The organism is Campylobacter sp. CNRCH_2015_0814, assembly GCF_025772765.1.
GTDB lineage: Bacteria > Campylobacterota > Campylobacteria > Campylobacterales > Campylobacteraceae > Campylobacter_D.
This window is the reverse complement of the sequence record NZ_JAKMSR010000002.1, coordinates 121,946-142,499: the sequence shown is the minus strand read 5'-3', so window position 1 is coordinate 142,499 and position 20,554 is coordinate 121,946. Positions and strand designations below refer to the sequence as shown.

The following is a 20,554-nucleotide window of genomic DNA, read 5'->3' as shown; positions in this document are numbered from 1 at the left end:
TTTTTAATCATCAAATTTTTGTCCTAAGAAATTTCCATTTACATCAGTATAAATTTCCATCATATTATTTAGTTTAAATTTATAACCTTGAATTTCTTTTTCAACTTTAATTATACTTGCATTTGGATGCATTTTCTTAATCGTTGTTAAAACATTTGGACTTAAAAAAGAAGTATCAATCGGTCTGTATTTTGCATCAATTTCTTTCCAATCTCCATTGATGAAAAACTCAAGTTCAGTTCCATTGTCTAAATAAACATCAAAACTATCAATATCTTGTTTAACTAAAGCTATGTTTGAGCCTGTAAAGTGTTTTTGTATAAAATTTTTAGAATTTGCTGGTAAAGCATTTACACCTACAACCATATCTCTTGCAAAAACACAACTTGCTAGAGCTAATGCCATTAAAGCTATTTTTAATTTCATTTTTTATCCTTTAAATTGAATTATTTGTGAAATCATATAAATATTGAGTGAATTTTGTGTGAACTTTGTTTTTTTAAAATAAATAGCAAGTATTTAATTGTATAATGATAAAAAAGTTTTAAAAGGATAAATAATGTATAGGTTTGCACCATCGCCTACTGGAGATATGCATATTGGAAATTTAAGAGCAGCTTTGTTTAATTATATTAAAGCAAGACAAGAAAATACAGATTTTATTTTGCGTATTGAAGATACGGATAATGCTAGAAATATTGCTGGAAAAGAAGAGGAAATAAAAGCTATTTTAAAAGAATTTGGTATAACTTGGCAGCATTATTATGTACAAAGTGAGAATTTGAAATTTCATCGTCAAATGGCTTTAAAGCTAGTAAGTGAAAAAAAAGCTTTTGCTTGTTTTTGTACTGAGGATGAGTTAGCGCATAAAAAAGAATTAGCTAAAAGTAAAAATCAAGCATATAGATATGATGGTACTTGTGAAAAATTAGCAGATATTGATGTGTTAAATTGTGAGAAACCTTTTGTAATCCGTCTTAAAAAACCTCAATCTCAAATGAAATTTACTGATTATATTAAAGGCGAGATTAGTTTTAATCCTGAAGATATTGATAGTTTTGTGATTATGAGAGCAGATAAAACCCCAACTTATAATTTTGCTTGTGCGGTTGATGATATGCTAGAAGGTGTTACTTGTATTATAAGGGGGGAAGATCATGTTTCAAATACTCCTAAGCAAGAGCATATTAGAGCAAGTTTGGGTTATGATAAAAGCATGACTTATGCGCATTTACCTATCATTTTAAATGAAGAAGGTGTTAAAATGAGTAAAAGAGAGGCTCATTCTAGTGTAAAATGGATGCTTGATAATGGATATTTAGCAAGTGCTATTGCAAATTATTTAATCCTTTTAGGCAATAAAACTCCAAAAGAGATTTTTACTTTAGAAGAAGCTATAGAATGGTTTGATTTGAAAAAAGTTTCAAAATCTCCTGCTAGATTTGACACTAAGCGCTTAATGCAAATTAACCGTGAGCATATAAAAATGCTTGATAATGATAAATTAAATTCTTTGTTAAATTTAGGCAAAGATGCAGCAGAGCTTGCAAAATTTTATACTCAAGAAGCTAGCACGCTAAATGAGATAAAAGAAAAAATACAAACTATTTTTGCAGTTAAAAATTATAATGAATTTGAAAGTGAATGTAGGTTAATTAAAGAGGTTTTAAAAGATTTAGATTTGCCTCAAGAATACGATGAGTTTAAAAAGATTTTGATGGAAAAAACAAATTTAAAAGGTAAAAATTTCTTTATGCCTTTGCGTTTAGTATTAACAGGGGTTACTCACGGACCTGAAATGAGTGAAATTTATACTTTAATCAAGCCTTTTATTAAAGAAATTATAAAGGAGTAAAATGGGAGTTGGAACAAGTTTGATTGTGTCTTTGGTGCAAATTTTTTCTTTAGTGATTGAAATTTATGTATGGATTATAATTATTGCTGCTTTAATTTCTTGGGTAAGGCCTGATCCATATAATCCTATAGTACAAATTTTATATCGTTTAACTAATCCTGCTTATGCTTTTGTAAGAAGATTTATCCCTACTACTATAGGAAGTATTGATTTAGCACCTTTGATTATTATTTTAGGATTAAAATTTATCCAAATATTTTTATCAAATTTAATTTTAGGAAGTTTATAAGTGTTGAAAAAAAGTGTGGTATTACTCTTAGTTGGAGTAGTTTTTGCAAATAGTGCGATGTATTCTTACAAAGAATTAGAGCAAAAATCAAATTCTTTGGCTAAGGATTATTATTTATATCGTTTATTAGAAAAAAATGAATTTAAAAAAGAAGAAGTTGAAGGTTTAAAAGAGCATATTTATCGTTATGCAGGGCGTATTAAAAATGCTATTGAAACGATTGTTCCACCTTTGGGATATAATAAAGAATATGAAGCTTGTTATAAATTTAATACGCAAAATATCTTAGATGCTAATGCTACTTGTCAGCTTATAAGATTAAACAGTTTAACTTTTATACAAGATCTTAATACTACAACGCGTAATGAAATGAAAAAAAATATCTCACAAGATAATCCAAATTTAGTAAAACTCTTAGAAGCTTTTAATGCTAAAGATCCTCTAAGTTATGCGGTTTTAAATTATGATAGTGCAAATTTTTATAAAATTTATGGCTTTTTAAAAGATAAAAAGGATTTTTTCTTAGAAAAAGATTTTGTAAATGAATTAGCAAAAGAAAAAGAATTTACAAATTTTGTAAAAGAAATTATCATTAAGAAAAAAAGTCCATTGATAAGAAAATCTTTGGTTAATGTAGATGCAAATTTAACTTTTCAAGATAATGCATTTTACTTAGGTGTGAATGCTATTTTAGAAAATGACGATAAAAAAGCACTGGAATTTTTCCAAGTAGCAAAAGATACTTTTAAAAGTAAGCCTTTAGTAGATAATGCAAATTTTTGGATTTATTTAATCACTCAAGATAAAAAGTATCTTGATGAGCTTGCTCAAAGTGATTCTTTAAATATTTATAGTCTTTATGCAAGGGAGTTAAAGGGCTTGCCTTTGCCTAAAATAGAAGAATTAAGTCCAAAAAAACAAAAAAATGATTTTGATATGAAAGATCCTTTTGCTTGGCAAAAACTTGCAAAAGAAATTGCAAAAGGTACTCCTAATGAGTTAGAAAAGCTTGCAAAAGATTTTTATACTAAAGAAAATATCGCTATTTATGCTTATATTAAAGAAAGAGCTGAGGGTTTTAAAAAACATTATTTCATTATGCCTTATTTTGAGTATTTAAAAGATTATTCTACACAAAGAAAGGCTATGATTTTAGCTTTAGCTAGACAAGAAAGCCGTTTTATCCCAACAGCCATTTCAACCTCTTATGCTTTAGGTATTATGCAATTTATTCCATTTTTAGCTAATCATATAGGCAATAAAGAATTGCAAATTCCAAATTTTGACCAAGATATGCTTTTTGATCCAAAAACAGCCTATACTTTTGCAAATCATCATTTAGATTATTTAGAATCTAAACTTAATTCTCCAGTATTTGTGGCTTATGCTTATAATGGAGGTATAGGATTTACTACTAGAATGCTTAAAAGAGAAGATATGTTTAGAGCAGGAAAGTACGAGCCATTTTTATCTATGGAACTTGTTCCTTATGCAGAAAGTAGGGTGTATGCTAAAAAGGTTTTAGCTAATTATATTGTGTATTTGCATCTTCTGAACGATAATACACCGATTTCGAAATTTTTTGAAACTTTAACTCAAAACACTGATTCTCAAAACACAAATCAAGTTTTAAAATAGGTTTTTGTACCAACTCATCAAGGGTGATTTTGTAATAACTTGCATAATCACTTTTGATGATATATTTAAACAACTCATCATTTTGATCTAAGGCTTTTAAGTTAGTTTTTTCTCCATCTATGAGTATTGAAATTTGTTCTTGTTTGATATTGATATTTGGTAAAAAACTAAGCACAAAAACTTCTTTTTGGCTTTTTTCATCTAATACAGGATTTAGATAACTTAACAAAGCTATTACTCTATTATCTTTATAATTAAAATTGATTTTTTGTGCATACATAAGAGTTTGACTTTTTAAATCGATTTCACTTTGTTTTTGGGTTTTATTTGAGCATGCAGTAAAAATAAGTGTTAAAAAAATAATCATATAAATTTTTTTCATTTTTTATTCCTAATTTTTTTATAATTATAAGCTTTTAACTTTTAAAAAGATATAATTTTGTTTATTTTCTTTGATTTAAGGAAGTTATGAAAAGATTAGCAATGGCTTTTAGTGGGCCTTCCAATTCAGGTAAAACAACTTTAATAACTCAAGTTGCTAAATATTTTATGGAACAAAATTATAAAGTATGTATTATAAAACATGATCCAAAAGATAAAGCAAGTTTTGATATAGCAAAAAAAGATAGTTTTAAATTTTTTCAAAGTGGTGCTGATGTAATGGTTTTAAGCCCTACAAGGACAACTTTATTTACGCATTCTCCAAGTACTTTAGATGAAGCTATTTCCAAACTAGGGGAATTTGATTTTTTATTTATAGAGGGCTTAAAAACCTTAGATATGCCAAGAATTAGTGTTTTTTGCAAAGAAGTGGATGAGAGCTATTTTGCTTATTCTAAGGCTATTGCAAGCTATGAGAAAATCGAAAATAAAAATTTAACTTGGCTTTATTTGGATGATTTAGAAAGTATTTGTGATTTTATATTAAAAAATTCAAAAAAAGTATAGGGGTAAAATATGCAAGAATTAATTAACGATATACAAAAAGCAGTGATTGAAATTTCAAAAGAACTTAGATATTTAAAAGATTTTGATTATACTACTTCTCAAAATGCCACTGGAGATAATCAATTAAAACTTGATGTAAAAAGCGATGAGATCATCACTAGAATTTTAAAGCAAAGCAAAGGTATAAAAAGCTTAATTAGTGAAGAAAAACAAGAGCAATTATTAATCAATGAAAATGAAAAATACATTGTTGCTTATGATCCTTTAGATGGCTCATCTTTGGTAGATGTGAATTTTGCTATAGGTTCTATTTTTGCTATTTATGAGCAAAAGGCTAGTGCAAAAAATCTAAAAGCGGCAGTTTATGCTATTTATGGTGTGCGTTTAGAGCTTATAGTATGCATAGATACTCCTAAGCTTTATAGGTTAAATGAAAATGATGAATTTGTTTTTGTTAAGGATTTAAAATTAAACGAAAAAGGTAAATTAAATGCAAGTGGTGGGACACAAAAAAATTGGTCAAATACTCATAGAGCTTTTATAAAAGCTTTATTTGATGAAGGATATCGTTTGAGATATTCAGGTGCTATGGTAAGTGATTTACACCAAATTTTACTCAAAGGTGGAGGATTATTTTCATATCCTGCAACAAGCGATGCGCCAAATGGAAAATTAAGAGCATATTTTGAGGTATTTCCTTTTGCTTTTATTTTTGAAAAAGCAGGAGGGTTTTCTACTAATGGAGAAAATGATTCTTTGCTTGATTTAGAATTTGAAAAAATCCATGCAAGTACGCCATGCTTTTTGGGTTCAAAATATGAAATTGAAAAACTAAAACAAGCTTATAAAGGGCTTTAATGGCTGAAGTTAAAGATGAATTTGAACTAGCTTTAGAAGCTAAAAAAAATGAACTTCAAGCTTGTCAAAACGATAAAAACTTAAAATCTTGTTTACCTTGCTCTATGATTTTTGAGTGCTCTTTAAGAAAAGAGTATATTGATGCAGTTTATAAGAGTATGTCTAAAGGTAAAGAAGGTGGATTTGATTTTTAATTAAAGGTTGAAAATGCGTTATATTACTACTCCGATATATTATGTAAATGATGTGGCACACATAGGTCATGCTTACACTACGATTATAGCAGATACTTTGGCTAGATTCTATCGCTTGCAAGGAGAAAAAACATTCTTTTTAACAGGTACAGATGAACATGGCCAAAAGATAGAGCAAGCTGCTAGTGCTAGAAATTTTACCCCTAAAGAATATGCAGATGAAATTAGTTCTAAGTTCAAAAAACTTTGGGATGAGTTTGAAATTTCTTATGATTATTTCATTAGAACTACAGATGAAAATCACAAATTAAGCGTACAAAAAGCATTTAAAAAAATGTTTGATAAAGGTGATATTTATAAAGGAACTTATGAAGGTTTTTATTGTGTTTCTTGTGAGAGTTATTTTACCCAAACTCAGCTTGTAAATGAGTGTCATTGTCCAGATTGTGGTAAAAAAACACAGCTTTTAAAAGAAGAAAGTTATTTTTTCAAGCTTTCTAAATATCAAGATCAAATTCTTAAATGGTATAAAGAAAAAGAGCCGATTTTACCTAAAAATAAGGCTAATGAGTTGATTCATTTTGTAGAAGGTGGCTTAAAAGATCTTTCTATTACAAGAACGAGTTTTGAGTGGGGTATAAAGCTTCCAAAAGAATTAAATGATGAAAAACATGTGGTGTATGTTTGGCTTGATGCTTTGATGAATTATGTGAGTGCTTTGGGTTATGGACTTGATGATAAAAATATGGATCTATGGCCTGCTCATATTCATTTTGTAGGTAAAGATATCTTGCGTTTTCATGCAGTGTATTGGCCTGCGTTTTTGATGAGTTTAGAACTTCCTTTGCCTAAATTTGTAGCAGCGCATGGCTGGTGGACTAAAGATGGTGAAAAAATGAGCAAATCTAAAGGCAATGTAGTAGCACCTAAAGAAGTAGCAGATACTTTTGGTTTAGAAGCTTTTAGATATTTTTTACTCAGAGAAGTTCCTTTTGGCAATGATGGGGATTTTTCACAAAAAGCATTAATCACTAGAATCAATGCAGAATTAAGCAATGAGCTTGGAAATTTATTAAATAGAATTATCGGCATGAGTGCTAAGTATTCTCAAAATATTATTGATTGTAAAGATGTGAATTTGTATTTTAATCAAGAATTAAATGAATGTAAAGAGTATTTAGATAATGCAATCAATGCTTTAGAAAATATCCAGCCAAATCGCTATTTAGAAGAGCTTTTTAAGGCTTTATCTTTAGCAAATTTAAGTATTAGTAGGTATGAGCCTTGGAATTTAATTAAAAATGATCAAATGCAAAAAGCTAATGCCTTAGTAGCTTTATGTGCTAATATTTTAACAAAAGTTACTATTTTACTTTCAGCTGCTATGCCAAAAACAGCTTTAAAAATTGCCAAAGCTTTAAATTTTGAAATTTCAAACGAAAACTATCAAAAACTAATTTTAAATAATCAATTATGCGATTTAAAATCAAGTGCATGTGAAGCTTTATTTCCAAAAGTTGAATTAACACAAGAAAACAAAAAAGAAGAAAAAGTAGAAGAGAAGCCAAGTTTAGCTCAAATTAAAATTGATGATTTTAAAAAAATTGAAATTAAAATAGCACTAGTAAAAGATTGTCAAAATATAGAAGGCAGTGAAAAGCTTTTAAAATTTCAACTTGAACTTGAAAATGGCGAACTAAGACAAGTGCTTTCGGGTATTGCTAAATTTTATAAAGCTAGTGAGTTAATAGGCAAGCAAGTTTGTGTCATTACCAATCTAAAAAAAGCTAAAATTTTTGGCCATGAAAGCCAAGGTATGATTTTAAGTGCAGAAAAAAATGGTAAATTAGTTTTAATTAGTCCACAAAGCTTTATCGAAAATGGAGCTTTAATAGGCTAGATGAATATTTCTAATTTTATTGAGCTTGTTAATGCTCAAGTTTTAAACTATGGAGCAACTTCTAGTGTTTATGATTTTAGTATAGATTTAAACAAAGTCAAACAAGCAAGTGTATTTTTTGCTAAGAATAATGAACAAGCTAGTTTTGCTATAAAACTTGGAGCTTATGTTATAGTAAGCGAGGAGAAATTAAATCTTGAAGATAAAGATGTGTTTTATCTTCAAGTTGATGATCTTGAAGAAGCTATTTTTAGGCTTTTTAGATTTTTATGTGAAGAAAAATCTTATGAATTTATATATTGCAATCATGTAGAATTAAAATTTGCAAAAGCCTTTAATTTTAAAGTCTTAAATTCAAATATTTTATTAGATTTTGATCTTTTAAAAAATTCTAAAGAAAAAACTTTCTTTTGTTCTGATGATGAAAAATTTATTTTAAAATTAAAATCAAATTTTCATACCTTAAAAGCTTGTAAATATGAAATTTTAGGCTCAAAATCTTTATTTCAAACGAGTTTGCTTTGTAAAAATTTGTATTTTAAAGATTTAAAATTTGCATTTTTTTATGCAGATATTTTTGCTAGTTTTATTGAATTTATAGAAAGTCAAAAATTACCCTTTAGTTTTAATGATAAAAAATTAGAACTTTTTAAAGCCTATTTTTTAAACTCAAAAAATGAAATTTGTGCTTTTGGAGGTAGCTCTAGGGTGATTTTACTCGTGGAAAATGATGAGGATTTTGACTTTATAGCACAAAAACTTCAAGACACTAAGGGTTTTAAAACTGCATTAAAAAATTCTTTATTTTGTGATTTTTCTTATACAGATTTAAAAGAATTAAACAATTTTATTGACTTTAGATATTGCTTGATAAAAGAAAACATAGAAGACTTTTTAGAATGTTTTTTTGTCTATGAAAAAAATATTAATTTATTTGATTAAAAAAATATATACTTTAAAAAGCTATATTTCTAATTTTATTTTATTAATTTAAAGGAAAAATATGAAAAAATTTTTATTTTTAAGTTTATTTGCTGCAGCTGCATTGAATGCTGAAATTTTAGTTTATGGCCCAGGCGGTCCAGCTCCTGTTTTAAAAGAACTTGCTAAACAATTTGAAGCAAAAAGCGGAGAAAAAGTTATCGTTAATGCAGGGCCAACACCTAAATGGATCAAACAAGCCAAAATGGATGCTGATATCATTTATTCTGGTAACACATCTATGATGGATGGATTTGTTAAAGCTATGTCAAAACAAATCAAAATACAAGATGTTCAGGTTTTAAATGCTAGAGGTTCAGGTATGATAGTAAGAGCTAATAACCCTAAAAAAATTAAAAAATTTGAAGACCTTTTAAAAGATGGTGTTAATGTTATGGTAGTTGATGGAGCAGGGCAGGTTGGCTTGTATGAAGATATGGCTTTAAAAACAGGAAAAATCGAAAACCTAGAAAAACTTAGAAAAAACATCAAAGTGTATGCTAAGAATTCAAAAGCAGCAGTTGATGAGTGGAAAAATAATCCAAATATCGATGCTTTAATCATTTGGACACATTGGATTAAAGCAGTTGGTGAGAAAGAAAATAAATTTATAAAAGCAGATAAAAACTCAATTATTTATAGAGCTGCTGAAATAGTACCAACACAAAAAGGTTTAAAAAATCCAAAAGTAGCTGAATTTATAGAATTTACACAAAGCAAAGAAGCGCAAAAAGTATGGGAAAAAGAAGGTTGGTTAGCTAAATAAATTAAATTAAAGCATTTTACTTTATTGTAAAATGCTTTTTAAATTATTTTTCGTTAATTTCTGCTTCTATATTTATTTGCACTTCATCACTAAGTGTCAAACTAGAGGTATCTGGAGCAAATTTAAAATCACTTCTTTTAATTTGTCCTTGTAAAGTAAATCCTGCCTTTTCTTTACCACTATCTGTTTTAATAACCCCACCAATTTCAGTATCTAAAACAATATCTTTACTTACACCAGCAATATTTAAAGAGCCATACATCTTACCTTTTTCATTAGAAATTTTTTCATATTTGCTCATAGTAAAAGTGATGTTTGGGTGAGTTTTTGCTTTGAAAAAATCATCTTGTTGTAAATGAGCATCTCTTGCTTTATTTTCAGTATTTATAGAAGCAACTTTTACATTTGCTTGAAGTTTATTAAATTCAAATTTAGTACTATCAAAATCAACCACTGCATCATAGTCTTTAAAATTTCCATTTACATTGCTAATTTGTAAATGCTTGATTTTAAAAGCTACATTTGTATGAGCTTTATCTAGAATAAATTCTTTACTTAAAGCATTGCTTGCTAAAATTGAAGCAGCTAAAAATGAACCAAGTAGTATTTTTTTCATTAATTCTCCTTTTTTAATTTGTAAAATCTATTATACAAACAAAAATAAAATGAAAGTAAATTTTAAATGTACTCTATAAAATCTTTCACATTGGCTTCTTTAAAGCCTTTTAATCTTAATAAACAACTATCACATTTACCACAAGCTTTATCTTCTCTTTCATAGCAAGACCAAGTGTATTCTAAGGCTACCTTTTCTTTTAAGGCTAATTCAACTATTTGTCCTTTGCTTAGATGAACTAATGGGGTTTTAATTGTAACATTACAAGTTTTTGTTGTGCCTTCATTGATAAACTCACTTGCTTTTTGTATGAAATTTGCACTACAATCAGGATAACCACTGCTATCTTCTTGCACTACTCCTATGAAAATACTTTCGCATTTTTCTTTTTCAGCTATGGCTCCTGCAATAGATAAAAAAATGCCATTTCTAAAAGGAACATAAGTATTTGGAACTTCTTTTTCGTGTAGCTTTTCTTTAGGAATTTCTAAATTTAAATCCGTTAAAGAATTACCACCAATATTTGCTATAAATGAAACATCTAAAATATATTTTGTTTTTATATTAAGTTTTTCACAAATTTTATTAAAACATTCTCTTTCTTTAAGCATGGTGCGTTGATTGTAATCAAAATGCAAAGCAATGATTTCATATCCTTCTTTTTTGGCTAAATACGCACATAAAGTACTATCCATACCACCACTTATAATACAAAGAGCTTTTTTCATACTTTTCCTTAATTTTGATATAATTTGAAATTATAAAATCAAAAGGATAATAATGATTTTTTGCGAAGAAGAAATGGATATTTCTTTTCTTGAAAAAATTGCTCAAAAAATGAGTGATCAAAATATAGAACTTGTTTTGGTAGATGAAAAAACCATGCATGAAATTAATCTTAACCAAAGAGGAGTAGATAAAACTACAGATGTTTTGTCTTTTCCTTTAGTGCAAAATTGTGAAAATTTGCTTGGTAGTATTGTGATAAATTTAGATGAAGTAAGTAAAAAAGCAATGGAATATAAACACAGCAATGAAGAAGAGATGGCATTGCTTTTTATACATGCTATGCTTCATTTGCAAGGTTATGATCATGAGGTAGATCAAGGACAAATGAGACAAAAAGAACAAGAATGGATTGAGTATTTTAAACTACCAAAAAGTTTAATTATAAGAACACAAGAAGGGGATTGAATGATTAAAAAAATAATATTAAATTTAGGTTTATGTGCGAGTTTATATGCATATAATGAAAATACATTTACATTAAATATTTTAGAAGGAAAGGAATTTGATATTCACTTATATAGTTCCATTAAAAGTAACACTAGTTATGGTTTTGTCCAAACAAAACAAAAACAATACAGTTTTTGGGGTAGTGCTAAGAATGATGAATATTATATAGATATAGCAGATTTTGGAACTTGCGTTTTAAAAGATATGCATAAAAATAAATTTGATGCTTTATGCAAAATAGATGAAGTAAAAAAAGAATTTAGTTTTTTAGCCAGCAAGACAAATACGATGATTAATCAGCTATCACTTAAAGAACAAAAACAACTAGATGCTAATAAAACTATAGAATTTGACTTTAGTGAAGATATTTTAAAATCAACAAGTAAAAATGAAAAATTAAATAAAATTATTGATGACTTTAATGAGAATTTAGATAAAAATTCATTAAAACAAAAAGCAAAAGAAAGCTTTGAAAAATGGAGTAAAGAAAACATTTCTAATAATGAGTTTTTTTCTCAAGCTTATATGTTTTACCAAGATGAGCATATTATCTCTTTAGGAAAAAATATTTATGAATATAAAGGTGGTGCTCATGGTATGACTAATTTTTTAAGAAAAACTTATAGTATTGATGATATGAAACTTATAAATATAAAAAATGAGTTAAAAATAGAAAGTGAAGATTTTCAGAATATGATTAAGCAAAAGATTTTAAGTTTATATAGTGAAAATGAATTATTTGATATTAAAGAGCTTAAAATGAGTGAAATTTTTGAAGTAAGAAAAGATGGATTAAATTTTATATGGGAACCTTATGAGATAGCTCCATATTCAACAGGAGCAGTTGAAGTTTTTATAAGTTTTGATGAATTAAAACCTTTTTGGAAGAAAAATTCAAAACTTGCTTATTTGAGTAAAATCAAATAAGCATTTAATCATCAAATTTTTGTCTTAAAATTGTTCCATTATCGTCTATGTAAAGCTTCATTTGATTGTTTAGTTTGATTTTATAATAAGAAATTTTTCTTTCTATTTCTATGATTGCTGTATTAGGGTAGATATTTTTGATGGTATTTTGTATTGTTAAAGGTAAAATCGCATAATTTAACGAGCTAAAATTTTCAGCCTCTTTAAATTCTCCATTAAGCGAAAACTCAATCTCACTTCCATCGCTTAAATAAATCTCATAAGAATAACCATCTTGTTCTACTAGGCCTATTTCTGCATTAAAATAATCTTTGATAAATTGTTTGATATTTACCGGTAAAGAATCAGGTGCTATAACTATACCTGCATTAAGGGTATTTAGAGTGATCAAAAAAGCAAAAGCTAGTTTTTTCATTTTTAACCTTATTTTATTTTTTGACGATATTGTATCTTATTAGTGTGAATTTTATGTGTAAGCTAGAATTTAAATAGCTTTTTGTTATAATTATTAAAAATACAAAGTAGGGTAATGATAGCTTCCTTTTTAATCGCTTTAAATATTGTGATATTTGTCTTTGTGAATTATCTTTATTTTGGATCCTTAAATTTAGATGCTATTTTAGGTTTAAATTTATTTTTCTTCCAAGGATTTTACTGGCAAATTCTAAGCTCAATGTTTATGCATGGAAATTGGCCTCATTTGATTTTAAATATGATAGTGCTTTTTCAATTTGGCTCTATGCTGGAAAAATACTTAAAAAGCTTTAAATTTGCTTTGCTTTACTTAATTGGCGGAATTCTTTGCTCTTTGCTTAGTGTTTTTTATGTGTATTTAAGCTTTGATGGTAGTTTTGTAAACGTAGTGGGCGCAAGTGGTGCCATATGTGTTTTAATGGGATATTATGCATATTTGGATAAAACCGCCACTAAAGGACTTATCATAGCTATATTATTAATGAGTTTTGTACCTATTTTTATGGGTGTAAATATAGCTTGGTATGCACATATTTTTGGCTTTATATGCGGATATGTTTTGGGTAAATTTAAGGTTATAAAATGAAATATATCTATTTTATCCGTCATGCTAAGGCTCAAAAAGAAAACTACGAACAAGATTTACAACGAGAGCTTAGTTCTAGTGGAAAAGATGATCTAAAAACTATGATTTATAGGATTAAAGATTTAGAATTTAAAGCCCAAAGTATCGTTTCAAGTCCTGCTAGGCGTTGTATAAAAACAGCGCAAAAACTCTGCAAAAGCTTTTCTTTAAAAGAAAAAGATATCAAGATAGAAAAAAACTTTTATGATGGTAATTTAGAAGATGTATTAAATTTTATAAAAGAATTAAAAGAGAGTAGGGTAGTGCTAATTATGCACAATCCTTTATTGCAAGAACTTTGTGAATATTTAGCTCATATAGATTTAGAAAACTTTCCAACTTCTGCTATTTTATGTATGCAATTTGATATAAAAGAATTTAAAGATATAAAAGAACACAGCGGGGAAGTTGTGTTTTTTGATTATCCTAAAAGTCAAGAAAATAACTAATCTACATTTTTAAACTTCAATTTTATTTAAGCAAAAATACAAACTAAAATTTAGTTGAAATAAAAAATATGCATCTTTAGTCTTTCATAGTTACATAAAATAGCTTATAATATTTTTCAAAAAATTATACTTATTTTTTTATGGATAAGTTATTTTCACCCAAAAATTAAAATGCTTTAAAATACTATAATATAGGTATTTTAAAATATATTTTACTTATGAAAGAACAGATAAATATAAAAGTTTGAAAATTATAGTTTTCAATATAAAATATATATAATTTCAAGATTTTACTATTTATCATATAATTTTACATATATATTAAGTTTAAGTTAAAATATTTTTATAGACTAAAAAAGCTAAAATGATGAGTAAAAAGGAAAATAAATATAAAAGTTTAGCTTGTATGGAATTTTTGGTTTTATTTGGATTTTTGGATTAATCTTGAAAGTTGTCTTGCTAAAAATTTGGCACTATTTTCATCTTTGCTAAGTTTTTTCATATTTTCTCTAAATTCATAAAGTCTTTTTTCTTGTGCAAAGTCATTTGAAGTATTATTTTGTTTTGAGGTATTGCTTTGGTTTGCTTGCTTTTGCGCGGTTTTTTTCTTAAAAAACATATTATCACCCTATTTTGTTTTTATAATTATAGCTTGATATTTTTTAAGTAAGATTTTTTTATAATTTTTATATTAATTTTAAAGGAAAAAAAGTTTGAAAACCATAGGTTTAATAGGTGGAATGAGTTATGAAAGCACACTTAGCTATTATGAAATAATCAATAAATTAACAAATGAAAAATTAGGAAAATTACACAGTGCTAAGATAGTTTTAACTAGCGTTGATTTTGAAGAAATAGAAGAATGTCAACGTAAGAATGATTGGCAAAAAGCAAGTGAAATTTTAACCCAACATGCCCTACTTTTGCAAAAATGCGGAGTTGATTTTATATTAATTTGTACTAATACTATGCATAAATGTTATGAAAATATACAAAAAAACATTCAAATTCCTATCTTACATATAGCTAAAGCTATGCTTTTAGAGCTTCAAGAGCAAAATATAAATAAAGTATTGTTGTTAGGGACAAAATACACTATGCAAGAAGATTTTTATAAACAACTTTTAATTAACTCAAAGATCGAAGTTTTTATTCCCAAAAATGATGATATTTTAAAGCTTAATGATATTATTTTTAATGAGCTTTGCAAAGGTGTTATAAATAAGGACTCAAAAAAATATCTAGATGATTTGATTACTCAATTTCCGGAGGTTCAAGGAGTAATTTTGGGTTGTACTGAACTTGGTTTAATTGTAAAAGAAAGCTCTAAAAAGCTATTTGATAGCGCATATATTCATGCAAAAATGGCTACTTTGAAAGCCTTGGAGAATGAGTGATGAAATATCCTCTAGATTGTGAAGAAAATTTTGAAAGGTCATTTTTATTTTGGCTTTGTAGATATGTGAAATTTAAGCTTAATTCTTTATCAAATAAGGAATTAAAAGACCCTCAAGCTTTGGCTGTAGTAAATTTAGCCTTAAGCAAGGGTGTTAAAAATATACAAGAGCTTGATGCTTATGTAAAAAAAGCAAGAAATGCAGGACTTAGCGGCGTAAATACGTATTTTAATCCTTTGAAAAAACTTTATGAGTATTTGTTATTTTATAAGCTTTATTCACTAAAACAAATCGATGAAGAGCTTTTAGTCGAAATTTTAGCAAGTATTAGTGCTTCTTTATCTGATGCGAGTAAGAAAAATTATCGCATAGCTGTGATTAATTTTTTTGCATTTTTAGATAAACAAAATGAAGAAGATCAAAAAGCGCATATTTTTGATATTAATCTTAAAAATTGGGCGGGTATAAATGGTTCTAAAGGAGTTAAACTGCCTGAATATATGAACGAAGATGAAGTGAGTAAATTTTTAGATGCTATTGATAATACAGATTTTAAAAGCAACACTATACGCAATCGTTTGATTATTAAAATCATCATTTTTACAGGAATTAGGGTTAGCGAGGCTATTAATATAAAATTAAAAGACATTAATGAAGAAAATGATCTTTATATCATACGTATTAGAGCTAAAGGCAATAAATACCGCGTTGTGATGATTAAAAAAGAGCTTATAGAACATCTTTTAAAAGATGTAAAGGTAAATTATCTTTCTTGTGATGGGCTTTTATTTGTCAATCGCAATGGCAAAGCCTTAACCCAAGCTTATGTTTCGCGTATAGTAGAACAAATTTTATTTAAAGCAGGAATTCGCAAGCAAAAAAACGGAGCTCATATGCTAAGACACACTTTTGCTACCCTACTTTATAAAAAACAAAAAGATTTAGTTTTAGTCCAAGAAGCACTAGGTCATGCAAGTTTAAATACTTCAAGAATTTACACACACTTTGACAATGAAAAACTAAAATTGGCTGCAGAAGTAGCAAAAAAACTTCACGATAGAACTTAAATTTTTATAAAAAAATCCGATATATCCTTAAAGAAAGGATATATCATGCAAATAAATGATTATGCTAGTAAAATTAATCCTTATATTTTAAACACTCAAAAAGAAGAAAAAGAAAGTAAAGAGAATAAGAATTTTATAGAATTTAAGTTTACACAAGGTGTGAAAGAGCTTGAAAAAAGTGTTAAAGATAATCAAAATAACAGTGAATCTGAAGATCAATTAAGCAAGCTTTATAGCGAGTTAGCTAAGATACAAGCTAAAATTGCAGAATTAAATGCAAAATTACAATCAAGTCAAGATCCGCAAAAAGCTCAAATGATTAATTCTCAAATTCAAAGTTTAAATGCACAAATGCAAAGTATATATGGCCAAATCATGCAAATACTTTCTCAAGCTATGCAAAGTATACAATGATTTTAATGTTTTTTAGCATTTAAAAACACACTAAGAATGATCAAAGCAAAAGCAAAAAGATCAATCACACTATAAATAGTTCCTAAAAATAAAAAACTCATAAAAGCAGCAGCCACAGGTTCTATACAAGCTATCATACTAGCTTTAAAAGCTCCTATTAATTCAACCCCTTTTAAATATAAACAAAAAGCCCCTATTGTGCCTATAAATACAATCGCGCTTATAGCCAAAAAGGAATTTAAAGAAAAATCATGTTTTGGGATATTTCCTTGTAATAATACAAAAAGCAAAAAAGAAGCAAATAAACTAGCCAAACCCATGATTAAAAATAAGCCATATTTTGCTATGATAAGCCTAGCACTCAAAGAATAAAATGCCACTCCAAGAGCTCCAAAAAAAGCCCAAATAACACCTCTTATATCAAGTTTTAAGTTGTTAATATCTCCATTTGTTATAAGTAAAAATAAGGCAAAAAGTATTAAAAATAAAGCGATTAGTTCTATTTTTTTAGGTAAAATTTTATTTTTAAAACACATAAAAAGCATTATGATTAATGGTGCATTGTATTGTATCATCGTGGCAGTTCCTGCATCGGTATAATAAATAGCCTTAAAATAACCATATTGAGTTATCAATAAACCAAAGATAGAAAAAATCAAAAGAGAGCTAAGTTCTTCTTTTTGCTTTAGTAATTTTAATTTGAAATTTTTTACACCCAAAATTATTAAAATAATGCCGGTAAAAAGCAAACGATAAAAACTCACCCATTCAGCAGAATAATGATTTTTAAACAAATACTCAGCCAAAACCCCACTTATGGCCCAAAATATCCCACCAAGTATGACTAGAAAAACTCCCAAAAAACACCTTTAATCTTATTAATTTATATAATATTTGTAGTAAAATATTATTATATCATTATGTATATATTTTAAGGAAAATTAATGACTTATTTAGAGATTGATGGTGTTGAAAAATTAAATGGAGAAGTGATAATAAGCGGTGCAAAAAATGCAGCACTTCCTTTGATAGCTTCAAGTATTTTAGCTAAAAATGAAGTTCAAATTTCAAATTTACCAAATGTAGCAGATATTTGCACCCTACTTTCTTTGCTTGAAAATTTAGGAGCAAATTATACTTTTAAAGACAATTTTGCAAAAATAAATACAAAACATTTAAATAAAACCATAGCAAAATATGACATCGTGCGTAAAATGCGTGCTTCTATACTTACCTTAGGGCCTTTACTAGCTAGATTTGGAAATTGCGAAGTTTCTTTACCTGGAGGTTGTGCTATAGGCCAACGCCCTATTGATTTACACCTTTTAGCTTTAGAAAAAATGGGAGCTAATATTGAGATTAAACAAGGTTATGTGGTAGCTAGTGGAGAGCTTAAGGGTGCTGATGTGATGTTTGATAAAATCACTGTTACAGGCAGTGAAAATATCATCATGGCAGCAGCTCTAGCTCATGGTAAAACTAGACTTTTAAATGTTGCTAAAGAGCCTGAAGTAGTGCAACTTTGTGAGGTTTTAGCTAGAGCTGGGCTTGATATACAAGGCATAGGATCTTCTGAGCTTGAAATTTATGGCACAAGTGGAGAACTTTTAGAATTTAAACCTTTTGAAATCATTCCTGATCGTATTGAAGCAGGAACTTATCTGTGTGCAGGGGCCATCACTAACTCAAAAATCACTCTAAAAAAAGTCAATGCAAGCCATCTTAGCGCAGTTTTGGCAAAGTTAGAGCAAATGGGTTTTAGCTTTGATATTAATGAAGATAGTATTAGTATAAATCCTGCTAAAGAAATCAAACCAGTTGAAATTTTAACTAGCGAATATCCAGGTTTTCCAACGGATATGCAAGCACAATTTATGGCTTTAGCTTTAAAAGCAAATGGTACAAGTATTATTGATGAGAGATTATTTGAAAATCGTTTTATGCATGTAAGTGAGCTTTTAAGAATGGGAGCTGATATAAGATTAAACGGGCATATTGCTACTATAAATGGCACTAAAGAGCTTTTGGGAGCTGATGTTATGGCTACTGATTTGCGCGCATCTTCTGCTTTGATTTTAGCGGCTTTAGCAGCTAAAGGAACTAGTAAAATTCATAGAATTTATCATCTTGATAGAGGGTATGAAAATTTAGAAGAAAAATTTAAAAAACTAGGTGCAAGTATAAGAAGGCTTGAAGAATGAGAGATATTTTTGCAACTTTAGATTTTTTAAAAGAACAAATCAAAGCAAAAAATGAATTTCAAAGAGTAAATTTGACGCAAGCTTTGGGGTGTATTTTATATGAAGATGTTTTTGTGAAAAAAAACCTACCTGCTTTTGATAATTCCGCCCTAGATGGCTATGCGCTAAATTATACACATAAGAATAAATTGCTAGAAATAAAAGGAAGCATTTTAGCAGGCGATAAAAATGATTATATTATAGAAAAAAATGAATGCTATAAAATCATGACAGGAGCTAAAATTCCTCAAAATGCAAATACTATTTTAATGTTTGAAGAAGCTTTGTTTGAAGATGAAAAGCTCAATGCTAAAAACGCTAAAGAAAACAATGCCATCCGCTTTAAAGGCGAGGAAGCAAAGCTTGGAGAGCTTTTGTTTAAAAAGGGACAAAAAATCACTTCAGGTATGGTAGCTATGCTTGCTGCTCAAGGAATTTATGAGTTAAATGTCGTTAAGAAAATGCGTATTGGAATTTTTTCAAGTGGAGATGAGCTTGTAGAACCTTGGGAAAATGCTGATGAATGCAGCATATACAATGCAAATGCTTTTGGTATTTATGCTATTTTGCAAGATTATGCTGATGTTGAGTATTTAGGACTTATAAAAGATGATTTAAATGCATATAAAAAGCTTTTAGAAAATAAAGAATTTGATATACTTATAAGCAGTGGTGGAGCTAGCGTGGGTGAGGCTGATTTTATCAAACAAGCTTTGCTTGAGTGTGATTTTAGCCCTATTTTTGAAAAAGTAAATGCTAAACTTTGCAAGCATGTAAAACTTTTTAGCAAAAGCGATACGCTTTTTCTAGCCCTACCAGGAAATCCTTTAGCCTCTTTAGTTTCAACGCATATTTTTGCAAAAAATATACTCAATTTACTTTATGGTAAAGAACTTTTGGAATTTGATAAAGCAAGATTGACTAAAGATTTAAATTTCAAAGGTCAAAGAAATGATTTTGCTTTTGGAAAATTAGTCGATGGGTATTTTAAACCAAGTGAAGCTAAATTTGGCTCAGGTATGCTAAAACCTTTATGTGAAAACACGCATATTTTAATCACGCAAATTGATGATACAAAATTAGCAAAAGATCAAGAAGTTAAAGTTTTAAAAATTTAATAGGGTATTACACTACCCTATTTTGAATGATTAACTTCTTGCTTTATCTAAGGTTTTAAAAAGATTATTTAAGATATTTTCTTCATTTTTTTGGTATTTACTTTGGCGTAATTTCTCCCAAGCATATACGCTATAATCTTTAGAAATCGAACCTATATTTAAATCTGTATTACTAAAAGCATTGTTGCTATCTTTTTTATACTCTTTTTCCTCTTTGTCTTTAAGTGCATTAAGTGTAGCTTGAAATTCATCTGAAGATGTGTTTTTTTCTTTGATTTTTGTCATATTATTTAGGGCTAACGGACTATTTTTATCATTTACTTGCATGAGAACTCCTTTTTTAAAATTTAATAACTATAAGCAAAAAACATTCCTTAATTTTAAAAACTTGACAATACAATAAAGTTTTGATAAAATCACACTCTACTTTCAAAATGCGGGAATAGCTCAGGGGTAGAGCACAACCTTGCCAAGGTTGGGGTCGCGAGTTCGAATCTCGTTTCCCGCTCCACTTCTTTTAACTAAAATCAAACTTTTTTAATGTATTATACGATTAATATAT

At 27.9% G+C, this 20,554-nt stretch carries 26 protein-coding genes and 1 tRNA gene; 19 read left to right on the top strand and 8 right to left on the bottom strand.

Translation table 11 applies throughout. The features are described from left to right. Positions 1 to 3 precede the first annotated feature (3 nt). The gene (locus tag L8X24_RS01860) at positions 4 to 426 is read right to left on the bottom strand and encodes a PepSY-like domain-containing protein (RefSeq protein WP_263663352.1); all 423 of its coding nucleotides are present in this window, start codon (positions 424 to 426) and stop codon (positions 4 to 6) included. A 133-nt stretch (positions 427 to 559) separates the two neighbouring features. Here L8X24_RS01860 and gltX point away from each other — a divergent pair, with 133 nt between their 5' ends. From gltX to L8X24_RS01845, 3 genes are read left to right on the top strand one after another with little or no spacing between them, the layout of a single operon-like run. Next, the gene (gene gltX, locus L8X24_RS01855) at positions 560 to 1,855 is read left to right on the top strand and encodes a glutamate--tRNA ligase (RefSeq protein WP_263663351.1); all 1,296 of its coding nucleotides are present in this window, start codon (positions 560 to 562) and stop codon (positions 1,853 to 1,855) included. A 1-nt stretch (position 1,856) separates the two neighbouring features. Beyond that, positions 1,857 to 2,144, top strand: a complete 288-nt coding sequence (locus tag L8X24_RS01850) for a YggT family protein (RefSeq protein WP_012661430.1) — start codon at positions 1,857 to 1,859, stop codon at positions 2,142 to 2,144. After that, the gene (locus L8X24_RS01845) at positions 2,145 to 3,782 is read left to right on the top strand and encodes a lytic transglycosylase domain-containing protein (RefSeq protein ID WP_263663350.1); all 1,638 of its coding nucleotides are present in this window, start codon (positions 2,145 to 2,147) and stop codon (positions 3,780 to 3,782) included. On the opposite strand, the gene L8X24_RS01840 is transcribed toward L8X24_RS01845, so the two are convergent. Continuing rightward, entirely contained in the window at positions 3,670 to 4,164 is a 495-nt protein-coding gene (locus L8X24_RS01840; RefSeq protein ID WP_263663349.1) for a hypothetical protein, read from the bottom strand. The two genes, L8X24_RS01845 and L8X24_RS01840, sit on opposite strands and share 113 nt — an antisense overlap. An 86-nt stretch (positions 4,165 to 4,250) precedes the next feature. On the opposite strand from L8X24_RS01840, the gene mobB reads away from it, so the two are divergent. From mobB to L8X24_RS01810, 6 genes are all read left to right on the top strand, one after another. Continuing rightward, positions 4,251 to 4,730, top strand: a complete 480-nt coding sequence (gene mobB, locus L8X24_RS01835; protein WP_220566249.1) for a molybdopterin-guanine dinucleotide biosynthesis protein B — start codon at positions 4,251 to 4,253, stop codon at positions 4,728 to 4,730. Between the two features lie 9 nt (positions 4,731 to 4,739). Continuing rightward, positions 4,740 to 5,588, top strand: coding sequence for a class 1 fructose-bisphosphatase (locus L8X24_RS01830; RefSeq protein WP_039618219.1), 849 nt, complete (start codon positions 4,740 to 4,742; stop codon positions 5,586 to 5,588). Continuing rightward, complete coding sequence (locus L8X24_RS01825; protein ID WP_263663348.1) at positions 5,588 to 5,782, top strand: hypothetical protein; 195 nt, start codon at positions 5,588 to 5,590, stop codon at positions 5,780 to 5,782. Before L8X24_RS01830 ends, L8X24_RS01825 begins: the two co-directional genes overlap by 1 nt. A 13-nt stretch (positions 5,783 to 5,795) precedes the next feature. Beyond that, a complete protein-coding gene (gene metG, locus L8X24_RS01820; RefSeq protein ID WP_263663347.1) occupies positions 5,796 to 7,682 on the top strand; it encodes a methionine--tRNA ligase in 1,887 nt (628 codons plus the stop codon). Continuing rightward, complete coding sequence (locus L8X24_RS01815) at positions 7,683 to 8,624, top strand: hypothetical protein (RefSeq protein ID WP_263663346.1); 942 nt, start codon at positions 7,683 to 7,685, stop codon at positions 8,622 to 8,624. Positions 8,625 to 8,685: 61 nt separating this feature from the next. Further along, the gene (locus L8X24_RS01810) at positions 8,686 to 9,429 is read left to right on the top strand and encodes a substrate-binding domain-containing protein (protein WP_263663345.1); all 744 of its coding nucleotides are present in this window, start codon (positions 8,686 to 8,688) and stop codon (positions 9,427 to 9,429) included. A gap of 43 nt (positions 9,430 to 9,472) precedes the next feature. Here L8X24_RS01810 and L8X24_RS01805 read toward each other — a convergent pair whose 3' ends face one another. Together L8X24_RS01805 and queC are read right to left on the bottom strand one after the other, a co-directional pair. Then, positions 9,473 to 10,045, bottom strand: a complete 573-nt coding sequence (locus L8X24_RS01805) for a YceI family protein (protein WP_263663344.1) — start codon at positions 10,043 to 10,045, stop codon at positions 9,473 to 9,475. 62 nt (positions 10,046 to 10,107) lie between these two features. Then, positions 10,108 to 10,773, bottom strand: a complete 666-nt coding sequence (queC, locus tag L8X24_RS01800; protein ID WP_263663343.1) for a 7-cyano-7-deazaguanine synthase QueC — start codon at positions 10,771 to 10,773, stop codon at positions 10,108 to 10,110. A 52-nt stretch (positions 10,774 to 10,825) separates the two neighbouring features. Here queC and ybeY point away from each other — a divergent pair, with 52 nt between their 5' ends. After that, entirely contained in the window at positions 10,826 to 11,239 is a 414-nt protein-coding gene (gene ybeY, locus L8X24_RS01795) for an rRNA maturation RNase YbeY (RefSeq protein ID WP_257404513.1), read from the top strand. After that, positions 11,240 to 12,208, top strand: coding sequence for a DUF3298 and DUF4163 domain-containing protein (locus L8X24_RS01790; protein WP_263663342.1), 969 nt, complete (start codon positions 11,240 to 11,242; stop codon positions 12,206 to 12,208). Positions 12,209 to 12,212: 4 nt separating this feature from the next. Here the strand turns inward: L8X24_RS01790 and L8X24_RS01785 are convergent, their stop codons facing one another. Continuing rightward, positions 12,213 to 12,623 carry a PepSY-like domain-containing protein gene (locus L8X24_RS01785; RefSeq protein ID WP_263663340.1) on the bottom strand — a complete coding sequence of 137 codons (411 nt, stop codon included), beginning with the start codon at positions 12,621 to 12,623 and terminating at the stop codon, positions 12,213 to 12,215. 114 nt (positions 12,624 to 12,737) lie between these two features. Here L8X24_RS01785 and L8X24_RS01780 point away from each other — a divergent pair, with 114 nt between their 5' ends. Then, positions 12,738 to 13,268, top strand: a complete 531-nt coding sequence (locus L8X24_RS01780) for a rhomboid family intramembrane serine protease (RefSeq protein WP_263663339.1) — start codon at positions 12,738 to 12,740, stop codon at positions 13,266 to 13,268. Continuing rightward, a complete protein-coding gene (locus tag L8X24_RS01775) occupies positions 13,265 to 13,756 on the top strand; it encodes a SixA phosphatase family protein (protein ID WP_263663338.1) in 492 nt (163 codons plus the stop codon). The genes L8X24_RS01780 and L8X24_RS01775 overlap by 4 nt, the downstream gene beginning before the upstream one ends. Before the next feature lie 421 nt (positions 13,757 to 14,177). Here the strand turns inward: L8X24_RS01775 and L8X24_RS01770 are convergent, their stop codons facing one another. After that, entirely contained in the window at positions 14,178 to 14,375 is a 198-nt protein-coding gene (locus L8X24_RS01770) for a molybdenum cofactor biosynthesis protein (RefSeq protein WP_263663337.1), read from the bottom strand. Positions 14,376 to 14,469: 94 nt separating this feature from the next. Between L8X24_RS01770 and L8X24_RS01765 the strand changes: the two genes are divergently transcribed. The 3 genes from L8X24_RS01765 to L8X24_RS01755 are packed head-to-tail and all read left to right on the top strand — an operon-like array spanning position 14,470 to position 16,634. Then, on the top strand, positions 14,470 to 15,153 hold the full coding sequence (locus tag L8X24_RS01765; RefSeq protein WP_263663336.1) for an aspartate/glutamate racemase family protein: 684 nt from the start codon (positions 14,470 to 14,472) through the stop codon (positions 15,151 to 15,153). Further along, positions 15,153 to 16,220, top strand: a complete 1,068-nt coding sequence (locus L8X24_RS01760) for a tyrosine-type recombinase/integrase (protein ID WP_263663335.1) — start codon at positions 15,153 to 15,155, stop codon at positions 16,218 to 16,220. The genes L8X24_RS01765 and L8X24_RS01760 overlap by 1 nt, the downstream gene beginning before the upstream one ends. A gap of 45 nt (positions 16,221 to 16,265) precedes the next feature. Beyond that, on the top strand, positions 16,266 to 16,634 hold the full coding sequence (locus L8X24_RS01755; protein WP_263663333.1) for a hypothetical protein: 369 nt from the start codon (positions 16,266 to 16,268) through the stop codon (positions 16,632 to 16,634). Positions 16,635 to 16,636: 2 nt separating this feature from the next. Here the strand turns inward: L8X24_RS01755 and L8X24_RS01750 are convergent, their stop codons facing one another. Then, positions 16,637 to 17,494 carry a DMT family transporter gene (locus tag L8X24_RS01750; RefSeq protein ID WP_263663332.1) on the bottom strand — a complete coding sequence of 286 codons (858 nt, stop codon included), beginning with the start codon at positions 17,492 to 17,494 and terminating at the stop codon, positions 16,637 to 16,639. Positions 17,495 to 17,578: 84 nt separating this feature from the next. Between L8X24_RS01750 and murA the strand changes: the two genes are divergently transcribed. Together murA and L8X24_RS01740 are read left to right on the top strand one after the other, a co-directional pair. Next, on the top strand, positions 17,579 to 18,835 hold the full coding sequence (gene murA / locus L8X24_RS01745) for a UDP-N-acetylglucosamine 1-carboxyvinyltransferase (protein ID WP_039618249.1): 1,257 nt from the start codon (positions 17,579 to 17,581) through the stop codon (positions 18,833 to 18,835). After that, a complete protein-coding gene (locus tag L8X24_RS01740; protein ID WP_263663330.1) occupies positions 18,832 to 19,992 on the top strand; it encodes a molybdopterin molybdotransferase MoeA in 1,161 nt (386 codons plus the stop codon). The genes murA and L8X24_RS01740 overlap by 4 nt, the downstream gene beginning before the upstream one ends. Positions 19,993 to 20,022: 30 nt before the next feature. Here the strand turns inward: L8X24_RS01740 and L8X24_RS01735 are convergent, their stop codons facing one another. After that, positions 20,023 to 20,319, bottom strand: a complete 297-nt coding sequence (locus L8X24_RS01735; RefSeq protein ID WP_039668370.1) for an invasion antigen C — start codon at positions 20,317 to 20,319, stop codon at positions 20,023 to 20,025. Between the two features lie 109 nt (positions 20,320 to 20,428). Here L8X24_RS01735 and L8X24_RS01730 point away from each other — a divergent pair. Next, positions 20,429 to 20,503, top strand: a tRNA-Gly gene (locus L8X24_RS01730). Positions 20,504 to 20,554: the final 51 nt, after the last annotated feature.

Coding starts and splice junctions, on each gene's coding strand:
- L8X24_RS01860 (WP_263663352.1), bottom strand. CDS start 426: ATGAAATTAAAAATAGCTTTAATGGCATTAGCTCTAGCAAGTTGTGTT.
- gltX (WP_263663351.1), top strand. CDS start 560: ATGTATAGGTTTGCACCATCGCCTACTGGAGATATGCATATTGGAAAT.
- L8X24_RS01850 (WP_012661430.1), top strand. CDS start 1,857: ATGGGAGTTGGAACAAGTTTGATTGTGTCTTTGGTGCAAATTTTTTCT.
- L8X24_RS01840 (WP_263663349.1), bottom strand. CDS start 4,164: ATGAAAAAAATTTATATGATTATTTTTTTAACACTTATTTTTACTGCA.
- mobB (WP_220566249.1), top strand. CDS start 4,251: ATGAAAAGATTAGCAATGGCTTTTAGTGGGCCTTCCAATTCAGGTAAA.
- L8X24_RS01830 (WP_039618219.1), top strand. CDS start 4,740: ATGCAAGAATTAATTAACGATATACAAAAAGCAGTGATTGAAATTTCA.
- L8X24_RS01825 (WP_263663348.1), top strand. CDS start 5,588: ATGGCTGAAGTTAAAGATGAATTTGAACTAGCTTTAGAAGCTAAAAAA.
- metG (WP_263663347.1), top strand. CDS start 5,796: ATGCGTTATATTACTACTCCGATATATTATGTAAATGATGTGGCACAC.
- L8X24_RS01815 (WP_263663346.1), top strand. CDS start 7,683: ATGAATATTTCTAATTTTATTGAGCTTGTTAATGCTCAAGTTTTAAAC.
- L8X24_RS01810 (WP_263663345.1), top strand. CDS start 8,686: ATGAAAAAATTTTTATTTTTAAGTTTATTTGCTGCAGCTGCATTGAAT.
- L8X24_RS01805 (WP_263663344.1), bottom strand. CDS start 10,045: ATGAAAAAAATACTACTTGGTTCATTTTTAGCTGCTTCAATTTTAGCA.
- queC (WP_263663343.1), bottom strand. CDS start 10,773: ATGAAAAAAGCTCTTTGTATTATAAGTGGTGGTATGGATAGTACTTTA.
- ybeY (WP_257404513.1), top strand. CDS start 10,826: ATGATTTTTTGCGAAGAAGAAATGGATATTTCTTTTCTTGAAAAAATT.
- L8X24_RS01790 (WP_263663342.1), top strand. CDS start 11,240: ATGATTAAAAAAATAATATTAAATTTAGGTTTATGTGCGAGTTTATAT.
- L8X24_RS01785 (WP_263663340.1), bottom strand. CDS start 12,623: ATGAAAAAACTAGCTTTTGCTTTTTTGATCACTCTAAATACCCTTAAT.
- L8X24_RS01780 (WP_263663339.1), top strand. CDS start 12,738: ATGATAGCTTCCTTTTTAATCGCTTTAAATATTGTGATATTTGTCTTT.
- L8X24_RS01775 (WP_263663338.1), top strand. CDS start 13,265: ATGAAATATATCTATTTTATCCGTCATGCTAAGGCTCAAAAAGAAAAC.
- L8X24_RS01770 (WP_263663337.1), bottom strand. CDS start 14,375: ATGTTTTTTAAGAAAAAAACCGCGCAAAAGCAAGCAAACCAAAGCAAT.
- L8X24_RS01760 (WP_263663335.1), top strand. CDS start 15,153: ATGAAATATCCTCTAGATTGTGAAGAAAATTTTGAAAGGTCATTTTTA.
- L8X24_RS01755 (WP_263663333.1), top strand. CDS start 16,266: ATGCAAATAAATGATTATGCTAGTAAAATTAATCCTTATATTTTAAAC.
- murA (WP_039618249.1), top strand. CDS start 17,579: ATGACTTATTTAGAGATTGATGGTGTTGAAAAATTAAATGGAGAAGTG.
- L8X24_RS01740 (WP_263663330.1), top strand. CDS start 18,832: ATGAGAGATATTTTTGCAACTTTAGATTTTTTAAAAGAACAAATCAAA.
- L8X24_RS01735 (WP_039668370.1), bottom strand. CDS start 20,319: ATGCAAGTAAATGATAAAAATAGTCCGTTAGCCCTAAATAATATGACA.